This is a genomic window from Patescibacteria group bacterium, from assembly GCA_028716045.1.
Classification (GTDB): Bacteria; Patescibacteriota; Patescibacteriia; order JAQUQO01; family JAQUQO01; genus JAQUQO01.
This window is the reverse complement of record JAQUQO010000001.1, coordinates 236,752-248,911: the sequence shown is the minus strand read 5'-3', so window position 1 is coordinate 248,911 and position 12,160 is coordinate 236,752. Positions and strand designations below refer to the sequence as shown.

The following is a 12,160-nucleotide window of genomic DNA, read 5'->3' as shown; positions in this document are numbered from 1 at the left end:
TTAATTTGAAATTATTGCCAAAGGCGGCGCCCTTCTTCCCAAAAAGAAGCATCTTCTTTTATATTTTTCATCCAGTACCACCATTCCGCCCCCCAAATAAAAGTCGGGGAAAAACCAACCTCTTCGGCAAAGCGGACATTCTTCCTCATTTGCTCAAGATTCATTGATTTTTTTTGTTCGCTTAAGGGCGTATTTAACGCCGAACCCGAAGGTAACCAAGGTTCTAACTGCAACTCCGTGTTTATTACCTTTTGCACGTGATTTCTCACTAAATAGGCCTTAATACGGTAAAAAGAAGGGGGCACAAACCACTCAAAATAACCAAATCTCTTGTTCCAAACCACCCGATACATACTCACCCCCAAGATATCGGATATTTTAGCAATTCTACGCCAACTGGACAACTCCCCGCTGTCAGTAACCACTACCGGTCTCGTTCCATCCAAAGATTTAACTAACTTTACTTCTTCTTCAAAAAACTTTTTATCCAGCCGCGGACACTCGCCAAAAACGTCTAAAAATGGCTCGTTCTCCACTTGCCAATATTTTAAAGCCGGCTCCCTTTTATATCTCTCTACGATTTCTCTCAACATTGTAAGTATTTTATCCTGCCTCTCTTTCTCTCCCAACCCCCACCACCAGCCGGGCGCGCGGCATTCCGGCCAGCGCGGCAAACGCAATCCTATAGCCAATTGGATATTCACTCCCCGTTTGGAGGCCTCGCTTACCTGCCAATCAATCTTGGAAAAATTAAAATTCTCTTCTTTCAATTCTAAATCGTCCCAATAAACCGGTATCCTTACCCACTTTACTTTTAAATCATCTAAAACGGCTAAATAGGCCTCCTGCCAATTAAGCCCAAGATACTTGGCATAGTCCCAAGAAAAAGAAACTCCCCATTCCAGTGGTTGTTTTTCCAGCGGCAAACTAACGGCGTAGAGAAAAACTAAAACCGCCACCGCTCCCGCTAGAATTATGAAAATTACGCCAAAAATTATATTTTTTAATCTGTTCATTTTTTAAAAATTTATTATGGCAATTCCTACGCCTATTATAACAATGGCAATGACTCTCTGTAAGATAACCCGGGGGGCCATTTGCTCTTTCAAAAGATTGGTAAAGCGAGACATCAGCAACAACGCCAAAATAAAGACAAAGGCATATTGCGCCCCCTGCAAAGCATTAACCAAAGTGACGCTGGCCAAAGAAATGGCGTAATTTATAAAAACAAAACTTAAAGCGCCTAAAATTTGCCCGCCTAAAAAAATCAGATAAACCTTGGCAGTCATCTCCTGGCCGCCGCTAAAAAGATTCTTTCTCGTTTCAACGTCAAACAATAAAAACAGAGCGGCGATAAAAGAGCCGAGGCGTGGCCAGATAAACCCATCCACAAAACTCAAATTGTTAAATATATATTTAGTCAAAATATAAAACAGGGCGAAAAATATGCCGGCGGACAAAGCTAAAATAACTCCGCCACTTTGACCGCTTTTCCCCCGACCAGTAGGGTCAATGCTTATAAAAATTCCTCCGAGCACTAATAACAAAAAAGCGGCAATCTGCCATCCTGAAAGGCGCTCCCCTAAAAAGATAAAAGCCAGAACAAAAATAATTATTGCCTGCGTCGCCCCGACCAAAGTCACCATTTGCGAGGCCTCGTCTTTTCTTAAAGCCGTGAAAAAAAGCAACAAAGCAATTATAAAACAAGCGCCAGTGACTAAAGAAATAAGCATCCAATACCCAGAAATCAAAGACCAACCCCAGGGAGCTAAAATAAACCCCGAGAGCCCTAAAACGCCCACTAGAAAAGCGTAAATCCGGGGGTTAGGCATTGACCTGCCCAATAGTATCTTATTTATAACAGACGAAACGGCATTAAAAAAATACCCGACAAAAGAGGTCCACAGCCAAAGCATATGAATTATTTATTAATAACAGCCGCCAACATCCCGCCTAAAAGATAAACAATAACGGACTCCGCCGCCCAACAAATAAGTAAACCCGCTGGCAGATTTATCAGAAGAACCATTGTCAGGGAATAAGGAATAACTGCCGCCAAAAAATACATTGCGCCATAAAATAATCCGCTCTTGGTTTTGGAAACTTCTCCGAAAATTTTATTTCTTAAAAAAATATAAAGCCCGGTGAATATCAACGCCCCGATAAAAGAAAAAATAAAAGAGTAATACATGAAAGAAGTCGGCGGCGGACCGGCTTCCGGCATCATCAATTTGCTCCACACCGCAAAGTACTGCGGGTCTAAATAATACTTCATACTGACCATAGCGCCAACCGTGTGAACAATCTGCGCCAAAACGGCAAAAACGAGGGAAGAAATCAGCCAACGCCCCCAGTTGATGTTTGTTAAAATTTTTTCCGGCATATATTTAAATTATTTTCTAAAATTATTCAGATAATAGCCAGCGGCGCCCATGGCCACTCCGACATTTAATGATTCTTTCTCTCCGGCCATGGGCAAAGATATTACTTTATCAGTTTTTTGCAAAAGACCACCGGAAATGCCAGCCACTTCATTACCGAGAATAAGGGCTAGGGGAAATTTCGGCTTAAATTTTTTATAATCCGTCGCCTTGCTTCCGGTTTCCAGCGCGATTATCTTCACCCCCTCCTTTTTTAATTTATTTATAACCACCCCAACTCTCTTTTGTTGCTCCCAAGCAACCGTTTTTTCCGCTCCCAAAGCCACCTTGCTGATTTCTTTTCTCGGCGGCTGGCCGGTATAGCCGGTGAGAAAAATTTTAGAAATTCCGAGAGCATCAGCCGTCCTAAAAATAGTCCCGACATTATACAAACTCCTGATGTTGTGGGCGATTACGTAAAACTTCTCTCTAAACATACTTTCTATCTTGCTAAGATAAATGACTGGGCAATCACGAAAACCGCGTAAATCAAAACTAACACCGCGCCCTCTCTGTTTGTCAATTGCCGTCCGGTTCTGTAAAAAATCGCCAAAAGAAGAAATAACACTCCAAAAATTATAAACAATAAATAATAAGAGCTATTCACTGACACCCCGATATTCTTAAATACGGATAAAATTCCAATGATAAGAACATTGGCGATTGCCGAACCTAAAATATTACTTAACGACAATTCCTCCACGTGTCGCCGCCAAGCCCTTAAAGAAACGATAATCTCCGGCAAATTTGTTCCCAAAGAAAAAACCAACAGGCCCACAAAAAATGCCGGCAAATCCAAACGTTCCAAAACAATAAAAGTATATCTCATGATTAAATTGGCGATAATCGCTACCAAAGCCACTCCGATAATGACGCCAAAAATATTTTTTATTATCTTTCGGGTATTGGTTATCTCAACGGACGGGAATGTTGGTTCCTTTTTTTTGTTTCTCAAATATAAATAAAATACTGCCGCGGAATAAGCCAATATCATAAAAACACCATCAGCCCAATCCACTTTGCCATCTAGACCCAAAAGCAGAGGTATAAAAAGAATCGCTAAAGCTGACAAAAAAGATGATAGCTCTCCGCTGGCGGCTATCTTCCTGTTTAAAATCGCGCTACCCCCTAAAATTAAACCAAGTAAAACAACAATCCCACCCACCAAGTTGCCGAAAGAAATTTCCCCCACCCCGCTTATCAAAGCGTTGATACCCAAAACAAATTCCGGCAAGGTAGTAAATACTCCGAGAAAAATTCCCAAAAAAAATAAAGAAACGTTTAATCCCTTTCCCACGCGCCTTAAATTAATCACGACTAAATCAGCCGACCGGCCCAAAAGATAAAATAAAACGGCTATTAAAGCAAAAATTCCAAGATTATCAAACATAAAATGTTTTTTCTCAATTTTCCCTATTCGCCCGCTCTTAAAAATCCCTTATATTATACCATTTTTTTAGTTTTTTAGCAGGCACTCAACTGTGTATAAACATAAAAATATACTATAATATAAAAACTATGATTTTAGATTGGCGAAAAATAAAAAAACCAATTATCGCTCTGGCTCCCATGGCTGACATTACCGACGAGCCATTCTCTTTGATTTGTAAAAAAATGGGGGCGGAAGTGATTTTTCGCGAAATGGTTTCGGCCGAAGCAATTGTCCGCGGCTCGGCAAAAACTTTAAAAATGTGCGAATTCAAAAAATCCGAACGCCCGATTATCCAGCAAATTTTTGGCAAAGACCCGCAAGTGATGGCGCGAGCCGCTAAAATCATCGCAAAAAAATTTAGACCGGACGGCATTGACATTAATATGGGCTGTCCCGCTAAAAAAATCATTGCTGATTTTAACGGCGCTTCGCTCATGCGCGACCCAAAGCTGGCCGCTGAAATTATTCGGGAAGTAAAAAAAACGGTGAGTGTTCCAGTATCAGTAAAGACGAGAACCGGCTGGAGCGACGAAAAAGAAATTTTGGAATTTTCAAAAATAATTGAAAAAGCCGGCGGGGATTTAATTACTATCCATGGCCGGACAAAAAAACAGGGGTATAGTGGAAAAGCCAATTGGCAAATAATCGGTGAAGTAAAAAAACAATTGGCAATCCCCGTGATTTTAAACGGCGACATCTTCTCCGCTGAAGACGCCCAACGGGCACTTGAACAAACCCGCTGTGACGGCATTATGATTGCCCGCGGCGCCATTGGCAATCCTTGGATTTTCCGGCAAACCAAAAATTTGCTGAATAAAAATATCGTTCCCCAAAAAATAACCGCTGTAGAAATTAAAAAAATAGTTTTAGAACACGCCAAACTCCACTTAAAATTTTACGGCCAAGACAAAATTCTCACCTTCCGCAAGCACTTGGTACAATATTTTAAAGGCGTCCTGGGCGCAAAAAAATTAAGAGAAAAATTGGTTAAAATATCCACATTAAAAGAACTGGAAAAAATTTTGAAAGAAACAAGGTAAGATAGACCTTTTTGGCCCCCTGACAAGGGGCTGGGGTTGGAAACGTTCCAAAATATGAAGGCGAGAATTCGAATTCTCGCCTTCATACAAGGGCTTGACCCGTTAGTCGCGACTGACTGGCCTTGACAAATTTCTAAGTTTGTGATATTGTGAAATATACTTGGTTTTTGCGGTTTTATACTTCTCTCCATGGTTTAAAAAGATGATTTTTAACAAAGGAGAATACCATGACAGAGAAATTAAAAAAGAAAAGGTTTACTTCTAAAGAGCTCAAAGAGCTCAAAAAAGAAGGCGAGGAGCTTTATGAAGAAATGGCGAAAGCCGACCAAGCCGACGGGGACGCAATTATGAATACCTGGGACAAATTATGGACCCAGGAAGAAATGGGTTGCCCCAAAGTTTTACCGCCCAAAGTCAAAAAAAATAAAGCCAAGTAACCCAATCTAAAAAGCGCCAGTAAAACGGCGCTTTCTTTTTTTAAAAACCCACTTTGTCATCCTGAGGAGCGGAGCGACGAAGGATCTCTAAAAATAAGCATATAGATTCTTCGCTTCATCCCGAATAATCGGGATTACGCTCAGAATGACAAATAAAAAAATATCAAAAACATAAAACCAAGTAAACGTATCTAAATAGCGCCAATAAATGGCGCTTTCTTTTTTAAAAACACGTGGGCGAGAATTCGGATTCTCGCCCACTTTTTACAAAACGATTTTAAGAAATTAATCTCTAGTCGTAAAAAACTTTCTTGGTTTGGAATTTTTCAAAATATAATGATAGGCGTCATCAACATTTTTCGCCAGATAAAAAATGTCCATATCCGCTTTCTCTATGGCGCCAAATTTTCTATAAACCGTATCATTAATAAATTTTGTAAACGGTTCCCAATATTCTTTGCCCATCAGCACCACTGGCAACGGCGGCGCTTTTCTTGTTTGAATTAAAGTGATGATTTCCAAAAATTCATCCAAAGTGCCAAAACCGCCAGGAAAATAGATGTAAGCGCGAGCGGACATTGAAAGCATTACTTTGCGGGTAAAAAAATAATAAAAACCTGTTCCTCTTTTCACGTATTTATTAATTCTCTGCTCTGTCGGCAACTGGATATTCAGGCCTATGGAATTGGCGCCGGCTTCGGAAGCCCCTCTGTTAGCCGCTTCCATCACGCCCGGCCCGCCGCCAGTAATTATCGCGAATCCCGCCTTGCCTAATTTATAGGCCAGCTGGCGGGCGTCTTTGTAATCCTCATCAAATTCCGTCACTCTGGCCGAACCGAAGAACGTCACCTCTTTTTTTAGTTTTGATAAAAATTCAAACCCCTCAATAAACTCGGCCATAATTTTAAAAATCTTCCAGCTGGCCTGGCTGGTGAACGGCTCCATCGGCGCCTGAAATCTTTTTATTTCTTCAAGAATTTCTCGCTTATCTTTCGACGGCTTCAAGGTATTACTCATATAAATAATTATTTTTAAACTTTAACTAATTATAGCAAATTCAAAGTTTAACATCAAAAGGGCCCGCCTCCCCCGATTTATCCACTACTGCTTTATATAACCTAATCTCTCCGTCATCTTTTAACCCCGCCAAATTTTCTCCGACAACCTCCCGCAATATACCCTCGCCTCTGCCAGTGATAATTAAAACTCTGGATACTCCCCTCTTTTGGCAATCTTTAATAAAAATTTTTAGATTCAAAATGGCGTCGCGAACGCGCTGGCCGTGGAGGTCAAGCTCCGCTCCGATTGGTGGATGTAAAGAATGACGCGGATTCTTTCTATATTCCAGTTCTCCCAACTCCTTTTCTTGACTAAAATCCGCAGAGCCATATTCTTCTAAAATATCTTTAAATTTTTTAGTTTCATTTCCCATAATTTAAAATAACCCCACTACGGCGGGGTTATATTCTTCTTTGCCAATAAATTATCACCATATTCGAAAATCCATATTACCATAGGCAAGGGCCAAATAAGACCAACGAGGACCGGGATGAAAATTTTTGCTTCCAAGGGATTATTTTCAAATCCCTGTTTATTTTTTCGGAACCAGCCCCACCCGACAGCCAAACCGATTGTCAGATAAACAACGATTAAAAATGTAAACATTTTACCTCCTTTTGTTTAAAGAACTCATTAACCTATTTTACCATATTCTTTAAAAAAATAAAAGACCCCTGCTATGCTACGTTGAGCTTTTATGCAGGGGTCGGAAGAGTGCCATAACCTTCATTGTCTTTTTTAAATTTACGTCTCATTGCGACCCGCTCTTTCTAAGGGTGCGGTCAATGAAAGATTCTTTGAAAATCTTCGCGCCCTTGAAAAATTCGGTGATTGTATTCGCCACAATTTGCGGGTCAAACTCTTTGCAGGAATGAATGAGTAAAACAAAACTGTCTTCCTCCGGCCAAGTGTCCAAGCTTAGAATTGATGTCATAAGCGGTTGGCTGACCGAATATGACTTCACCCCGAAAATTTCCGAGGGAAGCTCGTCCACGATCGGATTCTGGCGCATCTTTCTCATCTCAATCGCTTCGCAAAGCTTATCGACAAACTTCCGCAAATTATCTTTGTTTATGATTTGACCAACATCACAAACCTGAACTGTGGCAAGATAGACAAACGACGGCACGGCACTGCTGACGCGGTGTTCTTTTGCCATTTCACCCTCCTTTACTAAGTTGAAAGTTAAAAAGAACTCTATGATTTTTAAATCATAGTTTATGACTTAATTGTAAAGTTGTCAAGCTAATATGTCAATAAAAAAAGTTATCCACAACACCAAATAAACTGGCTCTGGGGGGAGGAGTCGAACCTCCACTAACTGCATTAACAGTGCAGCGTTTTACCGTTAAACTACCCCAGAATATAAACAAAAAACCCGCCGGTTTAATGGCGGGTGGTAAAAGACAAATCAAAACTACCATCCGCCGGCGGGATTATTATTGTTATTAATTTTTTTAATCTTAAAAATGATTTCATATAATCTAACAATAGCTCCAAAAGGATAATAAGTCAAGGGTGTTTCTCGCCATCTAAAATATCTTCTGGAAAATAAAAAACGGAAAGCAATGTTATGCTCCCCGTTTTGGGCAATGGATTTATTCCGTTTGGTTATTTTTTGGCAGAAATTTCCTACGAAATTTTTTATCCAACTCTTTTTCGTACTCTTCATCGGAAACAAATATCTTTGCTGCCACCTCTGGTATATTAAGAATTCCTTGTATCTTTTTGGCTTCATCGCTGCCAAGCGGATTGCCGTTGCTATCGGAACCATACACAATCACGATTCCGCTTACCGGCGGTTTTTCCTAGCCATTTTGCCCTTTCTTTTCTCTTTCATCACTCATTGTTTTGCCCTCTGTTGGTTAGATTATTAATATTCAAAAAACGCTATTTAAATAAAAAATTATTTTCATAATACTAAAATTAATTTCTCTTTTTCGCAGCTGACTCCTCCATTTTAGCCAAAGAAATTTTAAACTTCGCCAGATTATCTTTTACTTTTTCCGATAAACCGGCATGTTCCAAATCCGCCGTCTGCGATTTTAACAATTCAATCAAATTACCGAAAACTTCTGCCTCCTCATCTGATAAACCGCCGGATAAATCATAATTCATCTTGCCCAATAATTTATCCAGTTCGTCGCGGGAAATTGACAGACAAAAAACCGGAATGCCGCTTAGTTCCTTTTTAACCAGCTTCTTCCCACCATCAGATTTTTCAAAAGTAATTCCGTATTTCAATACCGCTCCGTCTTTTTTTGATTTATCCCTGATTTTTTTTATTTTTTTCTCAAATCTCTCCCCTCCCTTATCGTCATTAACCCCGTCAAAAGCGCAAGCCACATCGCCCGTTTCTTTATTGACAATCACGTAATCCACGCCGTTGGCATAATCGTCGTAAACCGAGGAATGAACCACAATGAAATCCTTGCGCAGGGCCTTATATAAAATACTCAAAAGCGCCTTTTCCAACAACGCCCCGTAGCTTTTTTCCTGATTCTTGCTCCACTGTTTCACCATTTCCTCTTCGGTGCCACAATTAAAAGTATCGCGGTAATAATCTTTAATGTTTTTATCTTCCTTACCGTCATCATTCCAAATTCCGCTGAAAATTTTTCGGCGCTCTAAGACAAAATCTTCGTCTTCGCTTACGCTCCCCTCTCCGGTTTTAGCAAACGGTCCGCCCTTTTTTGTCCAAAAAGAACGCATCTCAATATGCCCGTCTTCCCCGACGATATTTTTACCCCTTTCGTCTTCAATAAAGCGATTGAGATATTCATTTGTCTCCGCCGCGATATTCTTAATCAACTCCGCAAATTTTTCCTGTCGCTTCTCCCCCTTGGCGGGCTTTTCAAATGTTGATTTGAACATATTTAAAAAATTTACTCAACTATATTAAAAAACGCCCGGAAAACGAATTCTTATTCTTTCTTTATTTCCAAAATCTGAATGCCAACGTAAGCTTGCTTACTTGAATCATTGCCAGTGGCTTTTTTATACAACTCATCGGCTTCTAGAATATCCCCGGCTTCACATTCAAAAATAACCTTTTCAATCTTATGGTCCGTGTAAACATACCTCCTTAACTCTTTCTTTTGTTCTGGGCTTGAATTAATATTTTCTCGATTCATACTTTTAATTAATTCTGGCAGGGGGTGTAGGAATCGAACCCACGCTAGAGGTTTTGGAGACCCCTGTACTACCATTATACGAACCCCCCGAGTTTTTATTTTAAACTTAAACGTCTCAACAAGGCATTATAAACGGAACCACTATTTTTTAAACCTTTTTCTCTTTTTAAAGCTAGATATTTACCACCATAAGCTTCAAAATAAATTAATTTTGGGTTTCTACCTCTGGTTGTTCTAACTCTCCCTAGTAAATGTTCCTTAAGTCTATTTTTCAAATCCGCAGTATAACCAATATAAAAATTTTTACCCTTAATCCCTTCTATATGTAGAATATAAATATAATACATAAAAGTTTTGGAGACACCCGTCAGTCGCGACTGACGGGTGAGACCCCTGTACTACCATTATACGAACCCCCCGAGAACTATAAGCTATCGGCTTATAGTCATCGACTATTTTGTTTCCTTATGCGGTGTGTGTTTTTTGCAATGTCGGCAATATTTTTTCATCGCTAAACGCTCTCTAAGTGTTTTTTTATTTTTCTTAGAAAAATGGGTAACCCTTTTGCATTCCGAGCATTCTAATTTAATGAGATTGTCTTGTGACATAAAAATAAAATTAATTAATAATCTGAAGCCACCCGTCGGATTCGCCCGGTCATCCGACCGGGTCCGCCTTTGGCGGAAACCGAAAAGGAGCAATTGATTTACTTACTGAACCAGAGCCGAGGACAGGATTCGAACCTGCGACCCGCAGTTTACAAAACTGCTGCTCTACCAGCTGAGCTACCTCGGCACTTAGCGACTGGCGGGCAGGCAAAACTGTCGCTCTTTTATCTTAAAACAGAGGTGCGACAGCGGTATCGCACCTACAAAATATTTTTTAAAAAGGCCTCTGAGCCGTTGCGCGGGCTTGAACCGCGGACCTACTCCTTACCATGGAGTTGCTCTACCAACTGAGCTACAACGGCATATAAACGAATAAATATTAGTCCCAGCCAAAGGCTGGTCAGCCAACTGCTCGCCCCGCCCTACCAACTGAACCCGTCCGCCACGGCTTCGCCGTAGGCGTGCCGGGCGGGCTACAACGGCATTATTTTATTTCCTTAATCCTTTCTTTAAATTCCGATAATTTTTCGTTTTCTGGATTTACCTCTTCTAATTTTTTCAAAGTATCCTCGGCTAATTTTTTATTTTCTCCTATTATAGCAGATTCTAAAAGGAAATCAAGCGTGCGAGGGTTATGGGGCGAAGATTTAACCGCTAATTTGGCATTGGCCAATAATTTTTCCTTATCGCCCAGAATCTTAAAAATTTCTCCCAGTTCAATATAATAAACAAAATTTTGCGGATTGATTTTAATCAAATAATCAAGCGTCTGAAGAGCTTGCTCGTATTCCTTTCCCTCAATATAAATCCCTACCAGCCCCTCGTAGGCCTCGGTATTTTTTATATCCAAACTAATAATCGTGATATATTTCTGCTCCGCTTCCATGAACTTTTTTTCTTTAATTAATTCTTCCGCTTCGCGTAAAAGATGAGTGATTTTTTGCTCAATGTTTTCTCCATTTTCCGCAGTTACCATAGAGGATTTTTTGTATCTTTTTTCCAAATCTAAAAGCTTGTTATGCAGTCTCCAAAAACTTTCCCTTAAAATATCGCTGGTAGGCCCAAAAAGCTCTTTACCCCAAGATTTAATTTTACCGAGTAATCCCTTAAATCGACTGGTCAAAATTTGCTCCTTCTTTTCCGCTTGTTGTTCCTCGGGTATTGATTTGACGTCAATAGCCGCCAAGTTGGGAAATTTTCTCACGGCAATCACAATTAAAATTAAAAGACAACCCCCCAAAATTATCAAACTTATGTTTATAAGCATTGCGATTTCTTTATTAATTCTTTAAAACTGGCAAGCTTCTGCGCCGCCCCGCCTACCAACACTCCTTGTATTTCTTGTTCTTTAGTAAACCCTAAAATGCTTTTACTGTCAACACTGCCGCCGTAGATAATAGTAAAATTACTCCGCGCCACAGTGGATGAAAAAATTTCCGAAATTTTCTTTCTGATAAACAGATGCGCTTCAGCGGCTGCGGCGGCATCTAAAAATTTCCCAGTACCTATTGCCCAAATTGGTTCATAGGCCACAAATATCCTGACTCCCGGAGAAAGTTTAAGGTCTCTGAAAATCTCGGCGATTTGCCCGCTTAGAACTCTCCAATAATTTCCCGCCCTTCTTTCTTCGGCGGTTTCGCCGATACAAACAATTGGAATCAGGCCATTTTTTAGAGCCGCGCGGGTTTTCAGCCCCACTATTTTATCGGTTTCCTTCAAATAATTCCGCCTTTCCGAATGCCCCAAAATTACGTATTTAACCCCCGCCTCCTTGAGCATCGCCGGGGAAATTTCTCCGGTAAACGCTCCCCTTTCTTCCCAAAACATATCCTGCGCGCCTAGTTCTAGGGGCGTGCGCTTAATCAAACTTCCGACCCTTTCCAAACTGGTGAACGACGGGCAAAGCACTATTTTATTCTTTTTATGATTATTTTTAATTTTAATGACAGCGCGGGCAAGCTTGACCGAATCTTTTAACCCTAAATTCATTTTCCAATTGGCGATAGTAAAAAAAATTTTCATAACCAAAT

18 protein-coding genes and 4 tRNA genes are annotated in these 12,160 nt (G+C 40.3%); 2 read left to right on the top strand and 20 right to left on the bottom strand.

Annotated features, from left to right (window positions below; genetic code table 11):
* Positions 1 to 11: 11 nt before the first annotated feature.
* Genes PHG22_01275 through PHG22_01255 form a run of 5 tightly spaced genes read right to left on the bottom strand, consistent with a single transcriptional unit; the run spans position 12 to position 3,810 of the window.
* The gene (locus PHG22_01275) at positions 12 to 1,016 is read right to left on the bottom strand and encodes a hypothetical protein (GenBank protein MDD5490407.1); all 1,005 of its coding nucleotides are present in this window, start codon (positions 1,014 to 1,016) and stop codon (positions 12 to 14) included.
* A gap of 3 nt (positions 1,017 to 1,019) precedes the next feature.
* Positions 1,020 to 1,916, bottom strand: coding sequence for a DMT family transporter (locus PHG22_01270; protein MDD5490406.1), 897 nt, complete (start codon positions 1,914 to 1,916; stop codon positions 1,020 to 1,022).
* 5 nt (positions 1,917 to 1,921) lie between these two features.
* Entirely contained in the window at positions 1,922 to 2,383 is a 462-nt protein-coding gene (locus tag PHG22_01265) for a hypothetical protein (GenBank protein MDD5490405.1), read from the bottom strand.
* Positions 2,384 to 2,392: 9 nt separating this feature from the next.
* Positions 2,393 to 2,857 (bottom strand): TrmH family RNA methyltransferase, encoded by a 465-nt coding sequence (locus PHG22_01260; GenBank protein ID MDD5490404.1) that lies wholly within the window; start codon positions 2,855 to 2,857, stop codon positions 2,393 to 2,395.
* Positions 2,858 to 2,862: 5 nt separating this feature from the next.
* Entirely contained in the window at positions 2,863 to 3,810 is a 948-nt protein-coding gene (locus PHG22_01255) for a hypothetical protein (protein ID MDD5490403.1), read from the bottom strand.
* Between the two features lie 128 nt (positions 3,811 to 3,938).
* On the opposite strand from PHG22_01255, the gene dusB reads away from it, so the two are divergent.
* Positions 3,939 to 4,892, top strand: coding sequence for a tRNA dihydrouridine synthase DusB (gene dusB, locus PHG22_01250; protein ID MDD5490402.1), 954 nt, complete (start codon positions 3,939 to 3,941; stop codon positions 4,890 to 4,892).
* Between the two features lie 227 nt (positions 4,893 to 5,119).
* A complete protein-coding gene (locus PHG22_01245) occupies positions 5,120 to 5,329 on the top strand; it encodes a hypothetical protein (protein MDD5490401.1) in 210 nt (69 codons plus the stop codon).
* 285 nt (positions 5,330 to 5,614) lie between these two features.
* Here PHG22_01245 and PHG22_01240 read toward each other — a convergent pair whose 3' ends face one another.
* The 15 genes from PHG22_01240 to tpiA form a co-directional block, all read right to left on the bottom strand.
* Complete coding sequence (locus tag PHG22_01240) at positions 5,615 to 6,346, bottom strand: TIGR00730 family Rossman fold protein (GenBank protein MDD5490400.1); 732 nt, start codon at positions 6,344 to 6,346, stop codon at positions 5,615 to 5,617.
* 40 nt (positions 6,347 to 6,386) lie between these two features.
* The gene (locus tag PHG22_01235) at positions 6,387 to 6,761 is read right to left on the bottom strand and encodes a Smr/MutS family protein (GenBank protein ID MDD5490399.1); all 375 of its coding nucleotides are present in this window, start codon (positions 6,759 to 6,761) and stop codon (positions 6,387 to 6,389) included.
* Between the two features lie 17 nt (positions 6,762 to 6,778).
* A complete protein-coding gene (locus tag PHG22_01230; GenBank protein ID MDD5490398.1) occupies positions 6,779 to 6,994 on the bottom strand; it encodes a hypothetical protein in 216 nt (71 codons plus the stop codon).
* 145 nt (positions 6,995 to 7,139) lie between these two features.
* Entirely contained in the window at positions 7,140 to 7,547 is a 408-nt protein-coding gene (locus PHG22_01225) for an S-adenosylmethionine decarboxylase (GenBank protein ID MDD5490397.1), read from the bottom strand.
* A 129-nt stretch (positions 7,548 to 7,676) separates the two neighbouring features.
* A tRNA-Asn gene (locus PHG22_01220) sits at positions 7,677 to 7,751 on the bottom strand.
* 235 nt (positions 7,752 to 7,986) lie between these two features.
* Complete coding sequence (locus PHG22_01215; protein MDD5490396.1) at positions 7,987 to 8,166, bottom strand: hypothetical protein; 180 nt, start codon at positions 8,164 to 8,166, stop codon at positions 7,987 to 7,989.
* Between the two features lie 148 nt (positions 8,167 to 8,314).
* On the bottom strand, positions 8,315 to 9,262 hold the full coding sequence (locus tag PHG22_01210; protein ID MDD5490395.1) for a hypothetical protein: 948 nt from the start codon (positions 9,260 to 9,262) through the stop codon (positions 8,315 to 8,317).
* 50 nt (positions 9,263 to 9,312) lie between these two features.
* Entirely contained in the window at positions 9,313 to 9,522 is a 210-nt protein-coding gene (locus PHG22_01205) for a hypothetical protein (GenBank protein MDD5490394.1), read from the bottom strand.
* Between the two features lie 15 nt (positions 9,523 to 9,537).
* Positions 9,538 to 9,611, bottom strand: a tRNA-Trp gene (locus PHG22_01200).
* Positions 9,612 to 9,617: 6 nt separating this feature from the next.
* Positions 9,618 to 9,869 carry a GIY-YIG nuclease family protein gene (locus PHG22_01195; protein ID MDD5490393.1) on the bottom strand — a complete coding sequence of 84 codons (252 nt, stop codon included), beginning with the start codon at positions 9,867 to 9,869 and terminating at the stop codon, positions 9,618 to 9,620.
* 105 nt (positions 9,870 to 9,974) lie between these two features.
* Complete coding sequence (gene rpmG / locus PHG22_01190; GenBank protein ID MDD5490392.1) at positions 9,975 to 10,130, bottom strand: 50S ribosomal protein L33; 156 nt, start codon at positions 10,128 to 10,130, stop codon at positions 9,975 to 9,977.
* 114 nt (positions 10,131 to 10,244) lie between these two features.
* A tRNA-Thr gene (locus PHG22_01185) sits at positions 10,245 to 10,317 on the bottom strand.
* 102 nt (positions 10,318 to 10,419) lie between these two features.
* Positions 10,420 to 10,492, bottom strand: a tRNA-Thr gene (locus PHG22_01180).
* 122 nt (positions 10,493 to 10,614) lie between these two features.
* The gene (locus PHG22_01175) at positions 10,615 to 11,397 is read right to left on the bottom strand and encodes a hypothetical protein (protein MDD5490391.1); all 783 of its coding nucleotides are present in this window, start codon (positions 11,395 to 11,397) and stop codon (positions 10,615 to 10,617) included.
* Positions 11,388 to 12,152: a triose-phosphate isomerase gene (gene tpiA / locus PHG22_01170; GenBank protein ID MDD5490390.1), complete on the bottom strand. Its 765-nt coding sequence runs from the start codon at positions 12,150 to 12,152 to the stop codon at positions 11,388 to 11,390. Before tpiA ends, PHG22_01175 begins: the two co-directional genes overlap by 10 nt.
* Positions 12,153 to 12,160 lie beyond the last annotated feature (8 nt).